General features: G+C 40.9%; 20 protein-coding genes and 1 other annotated feature. Of the genes, 19 read left to right on the top strand and 1 reads right to left on the bottom strand.

Annotated elements, in window-relative coordinates:
* Positions 1–211 precede the first annotated feature (211 nt).
* The gene (gene rpiA / locus ED605_RS12855; protein WP_121979289.1) at positions 212–898 is read right to left on the bottom strand and encodes a ribose-5-phosphate isomerase RpiA; all 687 of its coding nucleotides are present in this window, start codon (positions 896–898) and stop codon (positions 212–214) included.
* 262 nt (positions 899–1,160) lie between these two features.
* On the opposite strand from rpiA, the gene ED605_RS12850 reads away from it, so the two are divergent.
* The 19 genes from ED605_RS12850 to mprF all read left to right on the top strand — a co-directional run bounded on the left by ED605_RS12850 (position 1,161) and on the right by mprF (position 18,208).
* On the top strand, positions 1,161–1,700 hold the full coding sequence (locus tag ED605_RS12850; protein ID WP_121979288.1) for a dCTP deaminase/dUTPase family protein: 540 nt from the start codon (positions 1,161–1,163) through the stop codon (positions 1,698–1,700).
* Positions 1,701–1,804: 104 nt separating this feature from the next.
* Positions 1,805–3,178 (top strand): DNA repair protein RadA, encoded by a 1,374-nt coding sequence (radA, locus tag ED605_RS12845; RefSeq protein ID WP_121979287.1) that lies wholly within the window; start codon positions 1,805–1,807, stop codon positions 3,176–3,178.
* 70 nt (positions 3,179–3,248) lie between these two features.
* Positions 3,249–4,442, top strand: a complete 1,194-nt coding sequence (locus ED605_RS12840; protein WP_121979286.1) for a PIN/TRAM domain-containing protein — start codon at positions 3,249–3,251, stop codon at positions 4,440–4,442.
* 161 nt (positions 4,443–4,603) lie between these two features.
* Entirely contained in the window at positions 4,604–6,094 is a 1,491-nt protein-coding gene (gene gltX, locus ED605_RS12835; RefSeq protein ID WP_121979285.1) for a glutamate--tRNA ligase, read from the top strand.
* 172 nt (positions 6,095–6,266) lie between these two features.
* Entirely contained in the window at positions 6,267–7,673 is a 1,407-nt protein-coding gene (cysS, locus tag ED605_RS12830) for a cysteine--tRNA ligase (RefSeq protein ID WP_121979284.1), read from the top strand.
* 9 nt (positions 7,674–7,682) lie between these two features.
* Complete coding sequence (locus ED605_RS12825) at positions 7,683–8,093, top strand: Mini-ribonuclease 3 (RefSeq protein ID WP_121979283.1); 411 nt, start codon at positions 7,683–7,685, stop codon at positions 8,091–8,093.
* Positions 8,083–8,850, top strand: coding sequence for a 23S rRNA (guanosine(2251)-2'-O)-methyltransferase RlmB (rlmB, locus tag ED605_RS12820; protein WP_121979282.1), 768 nt, complete (start codon positions 8,083–8,085; stop codon positions 8,848–8,850). The genes ED605_RS12825 and rlmB overlap by 11 nt, the downstream gene beginning before the upstream one ends.
* 13 nt (positions 8,851–8,863) lie before the next feature.
* Positions 8,864–9,397 carry an NYN domain-containing protein gene (locus tag ED605_RS12815; RefSeq protein WP_121979281.1) on the top strand — a complete coding sequence of 178 codons (534 nt, stop codon included), beginning with the start codon at positions 8,864–8,866 and terminating at the stop codon, positions 9,395–9,397.
* A 149-nt stretch (positions 9,398–9,546) separates the two neighbouring features.
* Positions 9,547–10,110, top strand: coding sequence for a sigma factor (locus ED605_RS12810; protein WP_121979280.1), 564 nt, complete (start codon positions 9,547–9,549; stop codon positions 10,108–10,110).
* Positions 10,111–10,147: 37 nt separating this feature from the next.
* Positions 10,148–10,297 carry a 50S ribosomal protein L33 gene (rpmG, locus tag ED605_RS12805; RefSeq protein WP_003561067.1) on the top strand — a complete coding sequence of 50 codons (150 nt, stop codon included), beginning with the start codon at positions 10,148–10,150 and terminating at the stop codon, positions 10,295–10,297.
* Between the two features lie 25 nt (positions 10,298–10,322).
* On the top strand, positions 10,323–10,499 hold the full coding sequence (gene secE, locus ED605_RS12800) for a preprotein translocase subunit SecE (protein WP_121979279.1): 177 nt from the start codon (positions 10,323–10,325) through the stop codon (positions 10,497–10,499).
* Positions 10,500–10,606: 107 nt separating this feature from the next.
* Positions 10,607–11,158: a transcription termination/antitermination protein NusG gene (gene nusG / locus ED605_RS12795; protein ID WP_121979278.1), complete on the top strand. Its 552-nt coding sequence runs from the start codon at positions 10,607–10,609 to the stop codon at positions 11,156–11,158.
* A 44-nt stretch (positions 11,159–11,202) separates the two neighbouring features.
* Positions 11,203–12,051: an alpha/beta hydrolase gene (locus ED605_RS12790; RefSeq protein ID WP_225419141.1), complete on the top strand. Its 849-nt coding sequence runs from the start codon at positions 11,203–11,205 to the stop codon at positions 12,049–12,051.
* 133 nt (positions 12,052–12,184) lie between these two features.
* On the top strand, positions 12,185–12,610 hold the full coding sequence (gene rplK, locus ED605_RS12785; protein ID WP_121979276.1) for a 50S ribosomal protein L11: 426 nt from the start codon (positions 12,185–12,187) through the stop codon (positions 12,608–12,610).
* 104 nt (positions 12,611–12,714) lie between these two features.
* Positions 12,715–13,413, top strand: a complete 699-nt coding sequence (gene rplA / locus ED605_RS12780; protein ID WP_121979275.1) for a 50S ribosomal protein L1 — start codon at positions 12,715–12,717, stop codon at positions 13,411–13,413.
* Positions 13,414–13,471: 58 nt separating this feature from the next.
* Positions 13,472–13,583, top strand: a sequence feature (ribosomal protein L10 leader region).
* Positions 13,584–13,609: 26 nt separating this feature from the next.
* On the top strand, positions 13,610–14,125 hold the full coding sequence (gene rplJ, locus ED605_RS12775; RefSeq protein WP_191981380.1) for a 50S ribosomal protein L10: 516 nt from the start codon (positions 13,610–13,612) through the stop codon (positions 14,123–14,125).
* A 39-nt stretch (positions 14,126–14,164) separates the two neighbouring features.
* Positions 14,165–14,530 carry a 50S ribosomal protein L7/L12 gene (gene rplL, locus ED605_RS12770; protein WP_121979273.1) on the top strand — a complete coding sequence of 122 codons (366 nt, stop codon included), beginning with the start codon at positions 14,165–14,167 and terminating at the stop codon, positions 14,528–14,530.
* A gap of 182 nt (positions 14,531–14,712) precedes the next feature.
* Positions 14,713–15,519: a hypothetical protein gene (locus ED605_RS12765; protein ID WP_162919807.1), complete on the top strand. Its 807-nt coding sequence runs from the start codon at positions 14,713–14,715 to the stop codon at positions 15,517–15,519.
* A gap of 121 nt (positions 15,520–15,640) precedes the next feature.
* The gene (gene mprF / locus ED605_RS12760; RefSeq protein WP_121979297.1) at positions 15,641–18,208 is read left to right on the top strand and encodes a bifunctional lysylphosphatidylglycerol flippase/synthetase MprF; all 2,568 of its coding nucleotides are present in this window, start codon (positions 15,641–15,643) and stop codon (positions 18,206–18,208) included.
* The last annotated feature ends 55 nt before the right edge of the window (positions 18,209–18,263 follow it).

Below are 18,263 nucleotides of genomic sequence, written 5' to 3'. Positions count from 1 at the left end.
GAAAAAAGCGATTCATTGGCAGTTCACAACCGCGGATGCCCGCATTAAATTGCGCTCCTTGTATCCCGATATTACGCTCGTAACTGATTAGTAAATTTTTAAGTATATCAAAGATACGTTACACTAGTCCAGCGAGTCTGATATCAAAAATTGGTTTCATGGTTAATAAAAAGCGCCCAAAACTTCTTGGACGCTTAAAATATTTTTAAATTTAAGGTCGTACCTGAAGGACCTTTGGCCCATTTTCTTGACCAACAATGACGGTATTAACGATGTTTAAGAAGAGGCCATGTTCAACAATGCCAGTCATTTGATCGAGAGTTAGTGCCAAATTTTGGGGATCTTTAATTTGGTGTAAGTGAAGATCAATGATGTAATTATTGGAATCGGTGGTAACATACTGGTTGTTTATCATTCGAAAAACGGGATTGAAGCCACGGGCCACCAACCGTTGAAATAGTTGATGACTGCCATAGGGAATCACTTCAAGAGGCAGTGGAAAGGAGCCGAGTTGATCGGCTAGTTTGCTTTGATCGACAATCCAAATATTTTTGGTTGAGTTGATCGCAACAATTTTTTCCCACAAATGGGCACCACCACCGCCTTTAATTCCCTGAAAGTTTTTGTCGATTTGATCAGCACCGTCGATCGTGAGATCAATGTGATCGACTTCATCAAGGTCTTTAGTTGGAATGTCTAGATGATTGGCCTGTTCTTTGGTTCTTTTTGAGGTTGGGACGCCGACAATTGAAAGATGTTGATCAGCTACTTTTTTGCCAAGTGCGTCAACCATAAATTTAACAGTTGAACCGGTTCCCAGGCCGACGATCATGCCGTCTTTGATGAATTTAACGGCTTCTTGGCCTACGAGTTGCTTTAATGCGTCTTGATTTGTCATGACGAAGTTCCTTTCATTTTAGGCTGCTTAAAGGTTTTACTTACCTACATTTTGGCCTTTTTTAATGGATTTGTCAATTAGCTGGCAGGCCAATTTTGGGTCAATAATGAAAAGTTAACGTTTAGGGCGTTAGAAAGCGATCAGAGGACTTAACTAAATTTTAAAAGAATGTTCGTTTGCCTCCGTGCTATGATTAATCCATTAAAGATGTTCCAGACGTTTGATCTGATTGCCAGTGAATTCTATGAAAGAGGTTGGTATTATGACACGTGGATTTGAAATTGTTTCGAAGTACCAGGACCAAAATTTAACGCTCCCGTACCGGACAACTGTTAATGCGGCAGGGTATGACTTTGAGAGTGCTGTTAATATGACGATTCCATCAATTTGGAAATTAGACTTTCTAAAGGTGCTGTGGGCCATTAAGCATGAAAAAAAGTGTCAACCGGAGAAACTTGACCGGGCCCGGCAGACGTTAAAACCGTTTCTGATTCCTACCGGTATTAAGGCCTATATGCAGCCAAATGAAGTGCTTATTATTGCAAATCGCTCCAGTAATCCATTAAAACGTGGGTTGGCTATTCCAAATGGGATTGGTGTAATCGATGCAGATTATTATAACAATAGTGGTAATGAAGGCGAGATTTTTGTCCAAATCCTTAATTTTGGGATTTCAGACATAAAAATTCAAAAAGGAGAACGAATTGCCCAGGGAATATTTATGCCATACTTATTGGCCGATCAGGAAAACAGGACCAAAAAGCAAACCCGCCAAGGCGGTTTCGGCTCCTCTGGACGCTAAAGTGAAAGTATAAGAAGCAGTTAAAACCGTGCATGTTTTGCAAAATTACTTGAAATAAGTGATAAAATTTAAATGGTAATCTAATTTTAAAGAGGAGAATTTGATTGGCGAAAGTTAAAACCCAATATGTATGTCAAAACTGCGGTTATATTTCACCGCGATACCTTGGTCGTTGCCCCAACTGTAATCAGTGGAACACACTGGTTGAAGAAACCATCACACCAAAGTCGGCGACAACGCGGACCGCTGGTTTACGAAGGGCGGGGGTTGATGAAGTTAAGCCCGAACCATTAAGCCACGTTAAGTTTCAAAGTGAACCCCGCTTTAAAACCGGCATGGAGGAACTAAATCGGGTTTTGGGTGGTGGCGTTGTGCCGGGGTCGTTGATCCTAATCGGGGGTGATCCCGGCATTGGTAAATCAACACTGATGCTTCAAGTTTCTGGTCAGTTAAGTCAATCCGGTAAAATTTTATACGTCTCTGGAGAAGAAAGCGCCAGTCAGATAAAAATGAGGGCAGAGCGTCTAGGCGTTAATAGCCAACAACTCTACGTTTTTCCGGAAACAGATATGGATGTTATTAAAAGTACAATCAGTGAAATGAAACCAGACGCGGTGGTGATTGACTCTGTTCAAACGATGCAAATCCCGGAATTACAGTCGGCGACTGGTTCGGTTGCCCAGATTCGGGAAGTGACAGCTGATTTAATGAACATCGCTAAGGGTCAAGGAATTACAGTCTTTGTCGTTGGTCATGTAACCAAGGGTGGCGCGATCGCCGGGCCTAAGATTCTTGAGCATATGGTTGATACGGTGCTTTATTTTGAAGGAGATTTACATCATTCATATCGGATTTTGCGAACTGTAAAAAACCGATTTGGTTCAACTAACGAGCTGGGCGTATTTGAAATGATGACGGATGGTCTTCACGAGGTGACCAACCCCTCTGAAATTTTTCTTGAAGAACGCTTAAAAGATGCGACTGGCTCAGCAATTGTGGTCTCGATGGAAGGCACTCGGCCGATTCTGGTTGAAATTCAGGCTTTGGTGACGGCGTCCGTTTTTGGAAACGCCACCCGGACTGCAACGGGGTTGGATCGTAACCGGGTTTCGCTGATTATGGCCGTTTTGGAGAAACGAGCGGGCTTACTGTTACAGAATCAGGATGCTTATTTGAAGGCTGCTGGTGGTGTTAAGCTTGATGAACCAGCGATTGACTTGGCCATGGCAGTTAGCATCGCGTCTTCATATAAAAATCGTGGGACACCACCGGCCGAGTGTTATGTTGGTGAACTCGGTCTAACTGGTGAAGTTCGGCGCGTTACCAGAATTGAACAGCGGGTATCGGAAGCTCAAAAATTAGGCTTTAAACGTGTGCTGATTCCCGCAAATAATCTTCAGGGATGGACACCGCCAAGCGGAATTAAAGTGGTCGGGGTGTCAACCTTATCCCAAGCACTTAAAATAGCACTTGGTTGAAGAAAGTAAACAGACGGCTGCAATTAATTTAAGCTAACCGCCGTTTTGACGATTAAATAAAGAGGGTGAAATGTTGAAAAGAAAAAGAATTGTTCAAATTGTTTTTACACTTGCGGGTGCCGCGATTGGGGCTAGTTATTTTCCACTTTTGTGGTTAATCCTTCAAGTTGCATACGGGACACTTTTCAATAATGCCATTACGAACGCAATTTTAGGTGCCATTATTTTTTATATTATTTCATTGGTTACTGGAAATGCTGTCCTGAAAGCTATTGATCGAATTGAATCACGCTTAACGAGTCAGAGTCCGATTTCATTGTTGTTTGGCACATTGGGATTAATTGTCGGATTAGTATTGGCCGTTTTGATTTCAATTGTGTTCTTTAAGGCCGATACGTTTTTCTTGAATACCATGATTCCAATTATTTTAATGCTGGTATTAGGTTATTTTGGCTTTCGGTTGGGTAATACTCAGAGTGATCGCTGGCGAAAGGTCTTTCAATTTCGTCGTAAATCCGAAGCTGCTAAGGCCCCTGGTGAAAAGATTATTGATAAGCCGGTGGATGACAATTATCATCATTATAAAATTTTGGATACCAATATTTTAATTGATGGTCGGATCTACGATGTGATTAAAACTGGATTTGTGGAAGGGACACTGTTAGTCCCCAAATTTGTTTTGTATGAATTACAATATATCGCCGATTCCAGCGATAGTGTTAAACGTGTGCGTGGTCGTCGAGGACTTGATATTTTAAATAAACTTCAAAAGGAAAAAATGATTCCCATTGAAATTTATGAAAAGGATTATGATGATATCGATGAAGTGGATACTAAATTAATTCAATTAGCTAAAGATGTTGATGGTGTCATCATTACAAATGATTATAATCTGAATAAAGTCATTCAATTCCAACACGTTAAGGTTTTGAATATTAATGCGCTGGCAACGGCTCTTCGGCAAAAGATTTTGCCGGGTCAAAAGCTGAACGTAATGGTTGTTAAGAATGGAACTGAAAGACAGCAAGGGGTTGCTTATTTGGATGACGGCACAATGGTTGTGGTTGAAGATGGACGTTACTTCTTTAATCAACATATTGACGTGGTTGTTACCAGCGCCATTCAAACGGATGCTGGCAAAATGATCTTTGCCCGTCCTGAACATTCAACTAAAAATATCACGGACAAAAATGGTAACGACGAAGGTAAGACAAGTAGCCGGCAACAGTCAGGCAAACGAAATACCTCAAAAAGTAATCGATAAAAAGTAAACACCATTTTGGAGCGGTTAACTAAAAGTTACTTGGAAGTTAATCGCTTTTTTCGTGTACTTATTGAGCTGCTACTTTATTTTTCCGACACTTCATTGTAAACTTAAAATGCTGACAAATTTTGAAATAAACTTAAGAAAGAGGCGCTGATACATTGGCAAACAATGCAATTCGAGTTCGTTATGCTCCTAGCCCAACTGGCCATTTGCATATCGGAAACGCACGAACAGCCATTTTTAACTATTTATTTGCCCGCCACAACAAGGGTAAGTTTATTATCCGAATCGAAGATACTGATACTAAGAGAAATGTTGCCGACGGCGAAAAAAGTCAACTTGAGAACCTCAAGTGGCTTGGCTTGGATTGGGATGAAGGCCCCGATATTGGTGGTGATTTTGGTCCTTATCGGCAATCAGAACGAAACGATATTTATAAGCCGTTATTGCAACAACTTTTGGATGAAGGTAAGGCTTATGAATCGTATCGGACTGAAGCGCAACTGACTGCTGATCGAGAAGCTCAAAAAGCTCGTGGTGAGATGCCTCATTATGAATACGAATATGCAGGAATGACTGAGGAAGAAAAACAACAGGCGATTGCTGACGCAAAGGCTAAGGGACTTAAACCAGTCATTCGTTTTCGAGTGCCAAAGAATCATGAATATGCCTGGGATGATATTGTTAAGGGAAACGTGTCGTTTAATTCCGACACGATCGGTGGTGACTTTGTCATCGCCAAGCGTGATGGCACCCCGACATATAACTTTGCGGTAGTTGTTGATGATCATTTAATGAAGATCAGCCATGTATTTCGTGGGGATGATCATGTTGCCAACACGCCAAAGCAATTGATGATTTATGAGGCATTTGGTTGGCAGGCGCCCAGATTTGGTCACATGAGTCTGATTATTAGTGCTGACACTGGTAAAAAATTAAGTAAACGGGATGAATCTGTTTTACAGTTCATTGAACAATACCGTAATTTGGGATATTTGCCGGATGCAATGTTTAATTTCATTTTACTATTAGGATGGTCACCCGTTGGTGAAGATGAAATCTTTACCAAAAAACAATTTATTAAGATGTATGATGAAAAGCGTCTCAGCAAGTCACCGGCGAAGTTTGATTCTAAGAAGCTTGAATGGATTAATAATCAGTACGTTAAAGAAGCTGACGGCAGTACAGTGATGGACTTGGCACTTCGTCAATTAATCAAGGGTGGCAATATTCCGGAAAATCCTGATGCCAAAACAATTGAATGGGCTCGCCAACTAATTATGCTTTATAAGCGTGAGATGAGTTACATGGCCCAAATCAATGATATGGCTTCAGTTTTTTTCCAAGAACCAGAAGAAGTTAGTGGTGACGCATTGGCTGAGATTTCCAATGAGACAGCCCCCATCGTTTTAAATGAATTTTTAAAGCGAATTGAGAAATTAAATCCATTTGATAGTGTGGAAATTTTCCACACAATTAAAGCCATTCAAAAAGACACCGGAATTAAGGGACGCAAGTTATGGATGCCAATTAGAATCGCGGTAACCCATGAGATGCATGGCCCTGAGCTTCCTGAATCGGTTGAATTAGTTGGCCGAGATAAGGCTATTCAGCATATTAAACAGACGTTGAATCAAATTAATAAATAATAATTTATAAAAAATATTTTTAAATTAATTGGTCTCGTTGATTTTTCGGCGAGACCTTTTATCATAATGATTGGGCGTTCATGAAAAAAATGCTTGAAAACTATGCTATCATTTCTTATATACACCACAATATTTAACTGAAGATAACCAGCAGAAGAGAAAGGAATTAGACATGTTGCAGATTTTTAATACGCTTACTCGTCGAAAAGAAAAATTTGAACCTGTTACCCCAGGCGTCGTTAACATGTATGTCTGTGGCCCAACTGTCTACAACTATATTCATATTGGCAATGCTAGAAGTGCCATTGCGTTTGACACCATTAGACGATATTTGGAATATCGCGGCTACAAGGTTAATTATGTTTCCAACTTTACGGACGTTGACGATAAAATGATTAATGCCGCCAAGGAAAACCAGACGACTGTTGAAGCAATTGCTGAAAAGTACATTAATGCTTTTATGCAGGATACAGCAGCGCTTAACATCTCTAAAAATGTCATTCACCCTCGAGCAACTCAAAATATTCCCGAAATCATTGATTTTGTTAAAAATCTTGAAGACCAAGGCTATGCTTATAATGTCGATGGGAATGTTTATTTTCGTGCTCGAAAATTTCCGACTTACGGTGAATTGCCACACATTGATGTCAATCAGTTGGAAATTGGTGCCAGTCAGCATGTTGAACAAGGAGAATTTGAGCAAAAGGAAGACCCTATCGACTTTGCCCTTTGGAAGAAGTCTAAAGGGGATGAAATTTCTTGGGATTCGCCATGGGGTAAAGGCCGGCCAGGATGGCACATCGAATGCTCCGTGATGTCGATGAAATATTTGGGCAAAACCATCGATATTCACGGCGGTGGCGAAGACCTTATTTTCCCGCATCATGAAAATGAGCGCGCCCAAAGTGAAGCCCGAACTCACCAACAGTTTGTCAAGTATTGGATGCACAATGGATTTGTAACCATCGGCGAAGACAATGAAAAGATGAGCAAATCATTGGGAAACTTCGTGACGGTCCATGATTTACTGAAAAAAATTGATGGGCAGGTGATTCGCCTATTAATGTCGACGACTCACTATCGACGACCCATTCAATACAGTAATGCCAGTATTCAAGAGGCTAAAAGTAATTTAAAAAAGCTGCAGACGGCGTTTAATAATCTGACCTATCGACTGCATAATGCAGAAGCGGGCAGTGATCCAAAAATTGAACAGGAAGTTCGCCAAATCGTTGCTGACTTTAATGATGCAATGGATGATGATTTTAATGCTCAAAACGGCATTGCAGCGGTCTACGAATTGGCCAAATTTGCTAATATGTATAGTGAACGCGACGTCGTTTTTCAAAATAGTTTGCAGTTTATCATTAATACATTAAAACAATTAGCGTCGATTTTTGGCATTAAATTAGAGCAAAGCGAACTCAAGGACGATGAAATTTGGGCACTCATTCACGAGCGGCAGCAGGCCAGGGCTGATAAAGACTTTATTCGCAGTGACGAAATTAGAGAAGAACTAAAAGCACGCGGGATTATCTTGGAGGACACGCCTCAAGGAACCCGTTTCAGAAAGGAATAAGTTAAATCTATGACAGATGATTTCTCACAGCTCAACGGCATTGCATTGGCTTACATGGGTGATGCCGCATATGAAGTCTTTATTCGGCGACATTTAATTGAAAATGGCATCGCCAAACCGACTCGTTTGCAGCATGTTGCCACGAAGTACGTTTCAGCAAAGGCTCAGGCCGCTTTAATTGAGTTAATGACCAAAGATGGGGTATTGACCAATAAAGAATGGGACTATTTTAAACGCGGCAGAAATGCCAAAAGTCACACCCATGCTAAGAACACCGATGTCATTACCTACCGAATTTCAACAGGCTTTGAAGCGGTTTTTGGCTACCTCAGCCTAAGTGACCAAGATGATCGAATGAAACAGTTGGCTGATTGGTGTATTAAACAGGTGGAAAGTGGGCACTTAAAACATGAAGCATGATCAGGAAAACGAAGAATTTATTATTGGCAGGCACCCTGTCGAAGCAGCCATGAAAAGCCAGACGCCGCTTAATAAGCTGTTTATTCAAACGGGTATTAAAAAAGATGAATCAACAATTACCGAAATTTTAAAATTAGCGCGAAAACAGCGCTTGGTTATTTCGGAAGTACCTAAACAAAAGATGGATAAACTTGCCAATGGTCAAAACCATCAGGGAGTTGTGCTATCGGTAGCAGCATTTGAATATGCGACCATTGATGACTTGTTTAAAAATGCAGAAGATCAGGCGATGCCGCCCTTCTTTGTAATTTTGGATAATATTGAAGATCCTCATAACCTTGGCTCAATTATCAGGACGGCTGATGCAGCTGGTGTTTCAGGAATTATTATCCCTAAGCACCGGGCAGTCGGCTTAACAGCCGTCGTTGCGAAAACCTCTGCCGGTGCTATTGAACGGGTTCCGGTTGCTCGGGTAACCAACTTATCAGCAACGATTAAAGACCTTAAGAAACGTGGCTTATGGATTTTTGGAACGGATGTCGTTGGAACAGATTATCGACACTGGGATGCAACTGGTGCCGTTGCGCTTGTGATTGGAAACGAGGGCAAGGGAATTTCACCATTGCTAAAAAAGCAAGTTGATGAGATGTTAACGGTTCCGATGATTGGTGACATTCAGAGCTTAAATGCCAGTGTTGCTGCGAGTGTCCTGATTTACCAAGGCTTTAATTCCCGCCATCCCTTAAGGACGAAGTAAGGTCGGTGGGCGTATGAAAGAGGATTTGCTTATTGTTGATGCTTACAATATGATCGGCAATTGGCCTCATTTAAATAAATTAAAACAGGCTGATCGATTGGCAGATGCCAGGGATCAGCTACTGGCTGAGTTGTCGGAATACAAAAAATATCGAGACATTAACATGATTGTTGTCTTTGATGCCATGTATGTGCCGGGAAATTCAAAGAGCTTTCGAAAATTTGATATGGAGATTGTTTGGACAAGTAAAGATCAAACGGCCGACAGTTACATTGAGGCATTGGCCAGGAAAAAACAAAATCGATTTACCCAGGTGATTGTGGCTACCAGTGACCAGGCTGAACAATGGACAATATTTGCTGCAGGGGCGCTGAGAATTCCTGCCAGAGAACTGTTGCGCGATATCCAGCGAGCTAAGCAGGAAGTGGATATGGAAGCCCGTAAAATGACCGATAAATCGCACGCGCTGCGACAAACGCCGTGGAGCCCAAAACAATTGTTAGAGTTGGAAAAGTTACGTGATCATTTAACTGGTGACAATAAATAATGATTATAAATTATAATATTGATTTTTTTATATCATTTGATTGGTATAGTTAGTTTTATAATTGATGAATTGTCGTTCCCTTGAGACTAAATTAATCCTTCTGTAATCTAATTTGCGTTAATTAATGCGTAAAAAGGAGAATCTGATCGATGTTTAGTATGAAGGAATGCGATATAATAAAGTCACTGGCAGACGGTGATGAGCAGGCATTTATACTGCTTTTTCACAAGTATTATCCAGTTATAAGAAAAATGAGAAGGACCTTTCGCATAGAAGGAATGGACAAGGATGATTTTGATCAGGAAGCAGGTCTTGTACTGATTAAATCGGCGAAACATTTCCAACAGGGGCATCGGGCAAGCTTTGGGACCTTTTTTAAACATAATTTAAAAAATCGAACAACCGACTTGATCCGAAAGATGAATGCTAAAAAGAGAGCACCCAAAGTCCCTCTGGTCAGACTGGATAGGGAATTAGAGAGTCTCTCAACGAAGTTAGTGGATTATTCAGCAGTTAATCCCGAAGATTCGGCACTATTGAAAGATCATCTGGAACGGCTATATCAAGTGGCCACGCCAATTGAGAAGGAAGCACTGCGATTTATCTTTAAACTTGATTCGGAAATTCATCTTGATCATGGTGCGTTCATTAATGCCCGTTCAAGGTGTCGATATAAATATCTTTTGATGGATAAATTGACTGGATTGATTTAGAATGCTAGAATTACTATGCTTGTTAGGAGGTGCCACGATGGCACAAAAGAAAGTTGCTCTGGCATGTTCTGTTTGCGGGTCGAGAAATTATACTATCCCTGCAAACCCTAATCGAACGAAACGGTTAGAGCTTAATAAGTTTTGCAAGTATTGTGGGAAGTACACACTACACAAGGAAACTCGCTAGACAAACGATGTAAGGGGATACGAATTTGAGACTCTGGAACTTTTGTAAAAATGTTGTTAAAGAAATGAAAATTGTTACATGGCCAAATGTTAAGCAGACCCGAACCGATACATCAACGGTAATCGGGACTTCCATTATCATGGCTATCTTTTTGGGCTTGATTGATTTGATCGTCCAGTGGGCACTTTCATTTCTTGCATAGCCTTTTGGGCAAATTTTTGATATAGTTATGTTGTTAAAACCTGCAAATGTTGTCAGGTTTTTTTGTTTGAATTAATATTGTTTTGAAGTAAAAGAGGAGCTGTAAACATGGTGGAATCAGCAGAGAAAAAATGGTATGTGTTGCATACTTATTCTGGGTATGAGAATAAAGTTAAGATGAATTTGGATAGTCGGAAACAGTCAATGGGAATGTCTGATTTGATTTTTCGAGTGGTCGTACCTGAAACTGAAGAGCACGAAGTTGATAAAAAAGGCAAAGACAAGGTTAAAATGGATAAGACTTTTCCTGGCTATGTCTTGGTTGAAATGATTATGACGGATCAAGCTTGGTACGTGGTTCGTAATACACCAGGAGTTACCGGCTTCGTTGGTTCTCACGGGCAGGGAAGTAAACCAACCCCGCTGCTTCCGGATGAGGTTGAACTGGTATTGAAGCGAATCGGGATGAGTTCACGCCATGAGGAGCTCAACGTCAACGTCGGTGACACCGTTAAGATTGTCGATGGAGCCTTTACTGGGTTGGATGGCAAAGTAACTGAAATTGATAATGAAAAAATGCGCCTGAAAGTTAATATTGAAATGTTTGGCCGAGAAACCAGCACCGAGTTGGAATTTAATCAAGTGGATCCGGAAATTTAGATTGCACTTGGGTGACGCGCATAACCTAAAAGTTGGTGATTGGATTGAAACTAGTTTTGATTACCGGCACAACACTGGTCTTACTAATTAGCTTGACGCTTTTGATTCGGTGGGTAGTTGCCTTAGGCCGCCCTATTAAGCGTCAGGGCCGTTTGGCGACAGAGATTGGTGCTGTAACCCTTTTTTTACCAGGGTATTTTGGCAGTCGGTTTTCCTTTGGCCCACTCTTAAAACGACTGGTTAAAAATTATCAAGCGGATAAATCGCTGGTCATTATCGTTAAACGAACCGGCCGTTTGAAATTGATTGGTGAGCTTGCAGCAAAACGCAGTGTCGTTCAAATACTGTTTGAAGACAAGACGTCAAAACCTCGGCAGCAGGCCGTTTGGCTTGATCAAATTTGCCAATTACTAAAGAATCAGTATCAAATTGATCATCTCAATTTGGTTGGTCATTCGATGGGATGCATTACTATTTTTTGGTACTTAACTCATCAGCAGCAACACGCTGCCGTGACGATTGATCGGGTCGTTGCAATTGCGGGGCCGTTTAATGATTCCGAAATTGCCCGTAATACGGCGATCGTTGATTCGGTGCCACTAACAGCCGCTGGACCGCTAAAAAAACGGCCAATTTATTCAGCCTTAGCGGCCAATATCGCAACACTACCGGCTTCCATTCAAGTTCTGAACATTGCGGGTAGAATTAGTGATCAACAAAAGGATGACGGTCAGGTATCAGTTAACAGCGCCTTCTCATTGCGATATTTGCTGAATCGATCATTAAGGCGGTATCATGAATTAATTGTCCGTGGTCGGCGGGCAAGCCACCGATTGTTACATGAAAATCGGCTGGTTGATAAAAGTATTGCCAAATTTTTGTGGACACAATAATTTTTATATTGTTTGTTGGAGCTGTCTGTGGTATATTATGTTGGTATGTTTATTTAGATAATAAGCATATGGACGTGGGAGGAGAAATATTGCTCTCCAATTTACCACACACGGACTTAAGGAGGTATGTCTCGTGGCTAAAAAAGTAGCTAACGTTGTTAAATTACAAATTCCTGCGGGCAAAGCAACACCTGCCCCTCCAGTTGGTCCTGCTTTAGGTCAAGCAGGGATCAACATTATGGGCTTCACCAAGGAATTTAACGCTCGTACTGCTGATCAAGCAGGTATGATTATTCCGGTTGTTATTACTGTGTATGAAGATCGTTCATTCGACTTTATCACCAAGACACCACCTGCTGCTGTGTTACTCAAGAAAGCTGCCGGTGTTCAAAAGGGTTCCGGTGAACCAAACACTAACAAGGTTGCTAAAGTTACTAAAGACCAAGTTAAGCAAATTGCCGAAACAAAGATGAAAGACTTAAACGCAGCTGACGTTGAAGCAGCCATGCGAATGGTTGAAGGAACTGCACGTAGTATGGGCTTTACGGTTGAAGATTAAGGCCAACAACATACTGACGAAGTAGGACCAACGCTATTGCAAGCGTTGTTTGAACGTTGCGTGGGAGGTTAATCCGTTAGAACCACAAACAAGGAGGAAAACACATGGCTCGTAAAAGAGGTAAACAATATAAAACAGCTCTTGAACAAGTAGACCCGTCAAAGGCTTACCCACTTCAAGATGCCGTTGAACTTGTCAAAAAAATTGATTATGCAAAATTTGATGCAACTGTTGAAATTGTATTTAAATTAAATGTTGATACTAAGCAAGCTGACCAACAATTACGTGGGGCGGTTGTTTTACCAAACGGAACTGGTAAAGAACAGACCGTTATCGTATTTGCTAAGGGTGACAAGGCTAAGGATGCCCAAGCAGCCGGTGCCGACTTTGTTGGGGACACTGACTTGGTTGAAAAGATCCAGGATGGCTGGTTAGACTTTGATGTTGCCATTGCCACACCTGATATGATGGCTCAAGTGGGTCGTTTGGGTCGAGTTCTTGGCCCTAAAGGGTTGATGCCTAACCCTAAGACCGGCACGGTTACCATGGATGTTGCCAAGGCGGTTGAAGAATCTAAGGCTGGTAAGGTAACTTATCGGACTGACAGAGACGGGAACGTTGCTGTGCCGGTTGGTAAAGTTTCATTTGGAACTGACCAATTAGTCGGTAATTTGAAGACCATTGAAGACGTCATTGTTAAAGCTCGTCCGGCTTCTGTTCGGGGAACTTATGTCAAAAACGTTTCAATTTCTTCAACCTTTGGCCCAGGTGTCAAAGTCGATCTTGAATCATTTGGTGAATAATGATTTTCGATTTAAATTAAATCCCTAATTGACTTGCTAAGATAAATTATGATATGCTAGTCAATGCTGATATATGCCTAAGACTCAGGTGGCAATTGCCTTAATATCCTGCCGAGGAAACGAATTTTTTTCCTATGTCTAGGTTGGCATAGGGATTTTTTATTAAATCCCATAAAATTTTTGGGAGGTGAAACTCGTGAGTGAACAAACTGTTGCGGTTAAAGCAAAGAAGGTTGAAGAAGCTGCTGAAAGTATGAAGGCGGCTTCCTCAATTGTCATTGTTGATTACCGTGGTTTAACTGTTGCTGAAGTAACCGATTTACGTAAGCAATTACGTGATGAAGGCGTTAAGATGCAAGTTATCAAGAATAAGGTTTTGGTTCGAGCTGCTGAAAAAGCTGGCTTGGATGATTTGAAAGAGACATTTGCAGGTCCAACGGCCGTTGTCTTTTCATCAGAAGATCCAATTGCCGGACCGAAGATTGTTCACAACTTTGCTAAAAGTAACGATGCCCTTGAACTTAAGGGTGGTGTGATTGATGGTAAGGTTGCCACACTTGATGAAATTAATGCTTATGCTGCATTGCCGAGTCGTGAAGAATTGCTTTCTACGCTTGCTAATATTCTTCAAGCACCTGTTCGTAACTTTGCATACGGTGTTAAAGCAATTGCTGATAAGAAACAAGAAAATGGCGACGGTGACGCTGCCTAAAGACTAAAATCAATTCCAATTAAACTGGAGGAAAATATAATGGCTTTCGATAAAGATAATATTATTGATCAATTAAAAGATGCTTCGATTAGCGATCTTAACGACTTAGTTAAGTCAATCGAAGATGAATTTGGTGTCTCCGCTTCAGCTCCGGTAGCTGCTGCTGGTGGTAACGGTGACGAAGGTGCTACTAAGGATTCATACGATGTTGAATTAACTGAATCCGGTGACCAAAAGGTTAAAGCAATCAAGGCAGTTCGTGAAATCACTGGTCTTGGTTTGAAAGATGCTAAAGGGCTTGTCGACAAAGTACCTTCAACTATCAAGGAAGGCGTTTCTGAAGATGAAGCTAACAAAATCAAGGAAACTCTTGAGGCTGTTGGTGGCGTCGTAACCTTAAAATAAGCTAATTAAAATTAGTTAAAATATAGCACCCTGTGTCAGTAAAACTGATGCGGGGTGCTTTTTTAATTTGCTTGAGTGTTCAAACTCAATCGTTTATTCACTTTTGATTCAGCTTGTAGTTGTGAATTTTTTTAAAAGTGCCATAATCAAGATAACAGCTTGATTGGGGAGATGAGGATCGAGTGAGAAGACTGATTTTAATGATCATAACGGTTTTCTTGATTTCTTTTGGAATGGTCGTTGTTGTGCAAGCCGATTCGCTTTCAACGGAAACCATTCATGATCAACGTCACTTACTAACGGCTTCTCAAAAGAAGCGAGTGATTGAATGTAATCGAGGTTGGCAGCGTAGTCGAAATCAACCAGAGATTTGGGTTTACACCTTAAAGAGATTGCCATCAAGCGTCCGTGATGATCCGACTTTTGGAACTCATGACGAGGATGCAGCAACTTCTTTTCAGTCGTTTGCCGAGGATGAATTGCAAAGGGTGGCTCGCACTAAGCCAATCTCTCATGTAGAAGGTGATTATCAGACCGCAATTATTCAACGAGCCAATCGTTTGGAAAAACGGGTTTCGTTCATTATTGTGTACCCGATACATAAGCAATTACAAATAGTAATGGTTCCCTCTGATCAATTAGGAACAGCGATGTCTGATTTTCAAGCTTGGTATTTAGCATTGGGGTTGCCAAGAAAGCATGGTAATGGGGCTAAAATCATAACTTATTTCAATCGTTATCAACCATTTGTGGCAAAGCACGTTGCCAACGTCAAGAAAATTAAGGCCGGTCCCAGCTGGAATGTGTTAACGCTGGTTATTTTAGCGGTTGCTTTGATTCCAAGCTTAATTATTTGGAAGTTAAGGCATCCTGGATGGCAGCTTAGTAAAGACATGCCTAACGATAATGGCTTTGGTGAAGGCTACTTTTGGGGTTGGTTTGACCATGATCATTTTGGTGGAAATGGCTGGGGACCACCTTGGTGGTAGTTAGTAATGAGAAACGCTTTGGACCAGCCAATAAGTTTTCTTAACGGATAGGTGTCATTTCTTGTTATCAGCGCCGTTAATTGGCATAATAAAACAAGACATTTATTTTGGGGTGAGTTATTTGGCAAAATTGAAAGCCTTTCTTGATAAACGAATGACAGTCATTAAGTTGTTATTCGTCTTTTCGGTTTTAATTTTTGTTGTTCGACAGTTGGCAAAAATTATCCGTCAGGTTAATGGTGAAGCATTTAAGCAAATTTTAAGTAATCAAACGAATACATCGTTGTTGATTATGTTAGTGGTGGGGTTCGTTTCGATTCTACCGATGTTGATTTATGATTTCTCGATTGTCACTTTTTTACCAACCAAATTTTCACCTTGGTACGTCATTCGAAGCGGCTGGGTTGTTAATACATTTACAAATCTATTAGGATTTGGCGGGCTTTTGGGTGCTAGTCTGCGGGCTCACTTTTATAGTAAAGGAGCTTCTCGTAAACAAATTCTTTATGCGATTTCCAAAGTGGCCTTATTTTTAATCTCTGGTTTATCACTTTTATGTCTGGTTTCTTTAATCATGATTTTTGGCTTTGGAGTCGGTCAGACTTTTTCGCATTACTGGATTTGGTTATTGGGCGGCGCCAGTTATTTCCCGGCAGTCTTTTTAATGACTAAATTAAATCAATCCGACTTTTTTAAGGATCTTTCAACTAAGCAGGAAATGATTATGGCAACCGGTTCCTTATTGGAATGGTCAAGTGCCTTGGGGTTCTTTATCTTAGTTGGTTTCTTAATGGACCTGCCTATTGATTTTGCGGCGGTGGTGCCAATTTTTGTTGTTGCCAACGTTGCCGGAGTCGTTTCAATGATTCCTGGAGGATTGGGATCATTTGATATTTTCGTGATTATCGGGCTTGGTTTTATCGGCGTTGGTCGAAGCGATGCCTTAGTCTGGATCCTACTGTACCGAACGTTTTATTACTTAGTGCCATTTGTCGTTGGTGCCGGTTTATTTATTCACGATACTGGCGATAAAATCAATGCTTTTTTGGACAACCTGCCTAAAATTTTGATTCAGCGGTTTGCTCAAGTGATTTTGACGATTTTTATGTATTTTTCAGGTATTATGATGTTGCTCTTTGCGACCGTTCCCAATGTTGTTGCGGTTAACCGACTTTACATTCGATTGTTTCCCTATTCAATTTTCTTTGTTAGTCATATTATGAATATTATCGTTGCCTTTTTATTAATTGGGCTGGCAAGTGGCATTTGGGCACGAACAAAGCGAGCGTTTTGGCCGACGGTGGTAGTCCTGATTATTTCGGTTTTAAACACCTGGCTTAATGAAGCGTTTACTTGGCGAATGATTGCCCTGTTCCTTTTTATTCTGGCTATTCTCTGGCTTTCAAGAGGCGTGCTTTATCGTAGTCGGATGGCCAATTCATGGGGTACCTTGTTATTTAATGGGTCATTATTTGTCATTACCTTTATTAGCTATACATTGGTGGGGATTGCTGCCAATCCCCACACACCATTACATTTTGACAAAGCCTATCTGTTTCCGTCACAGGCAGCTTGGCTGGCCGGTTTTGTCGGTTTGGTCATCGCTTTATTAGTCCTGTTCGCCGTTAATCGATATTTGTCTGCTGGTCGACCATCATGGTTGTATGAGCCGTTTAATGCTGACCGGGTTCGGCACGTTATTGATCAGTATGGCGGCAATGAAAACAGTCATTTGGCATTTCTTCGAGATAAGCAGCTCTACTTTTATCAAGAAAATGGTCAGGACCAAGTCTTCTTTATGTTTCGTAAAACGGCTGATAAAATTTTGATTATGGGTGAACCGGTTGGTAATCAGGAGAAAATTAGTGCAGCAATCGATCAATTTATGGTAGTTGCGGATAAAGCCGATTATAAACTGCTATTCTACGAAATCAATCAGGAACTGACAATGCAGTTGCATGAAAGCGGCTTTGATTTTATTAAAACCGGTGAAGATGGGTTAGTGGACGTTACGCAATTTACGTTGAGTGGTAAGCGCCATCGCGGAGAACGAGCGTTGATAAATAAATTCAACCGGGAAGGGTATCAATTTGATCTTTTGAAACCACCCTTTGATGATCAGCTGATGACAACCTTGAAAAAGATCTCGGCTGAGTGGTTGGAAGGTCGGCCTGAAAAGGGCTTTTCGCTTGGCTTCTTTGATGAATTTTATTTGAATCAATCACCGATTGCAGTGATGAAGAATCCAAATGGTGAAATTATCGCTTTTGCGAATTTGATGCCGGATGGTAATCAAGAAGTCACTTCGATTGATTTGATGCGTTCCTCTTCAAAGGCGCCTTCAGGAATTATGGATGGACTTTTAATTAATCTGTACGATCGGGCCCGTGAAGCTGGGTATCATTACTTTGATTTAGGCATGTCACCACTTTCGAATGTTGGTACATCGCGATTTAGTTTTACCCAGGAACGAGTTGTTCATTTAATTTATGAATACGGTTATAAACTATATCGGTTTGAAGGGTTACGATCCTTTAAAAATAAATACGTTGATAAGTGGCAATCCAAATACATTGCCTATTACCGGGGAAGTGGACTCGTTTTCTCAGTGCTTCAAATTTTACCGGTTGTTAATCGACCGCAAAGGAAAGTTCGGCTGGGATTAGTTAAGTGGCTTATCGCTGATTAGTGGTGGCAAACAAATTAAATTTAAAAAAACAGCTTGGCATTGATGAAAATGTCAA

It is taken from the genome of Lentilactobacillus raoultii (assembly GCF_900411375.1).
GTDB lineage: Bacteria > Bacillota > Bacilli > Lactobacillales > Lactobacillaceae > Lentilactobacillus > Lentilactobacillus raoultii.
Note: the sequence above shows the minus strand (reverse complement) of the source record. Positions and strands in the feature narration are given on the sequence as shown.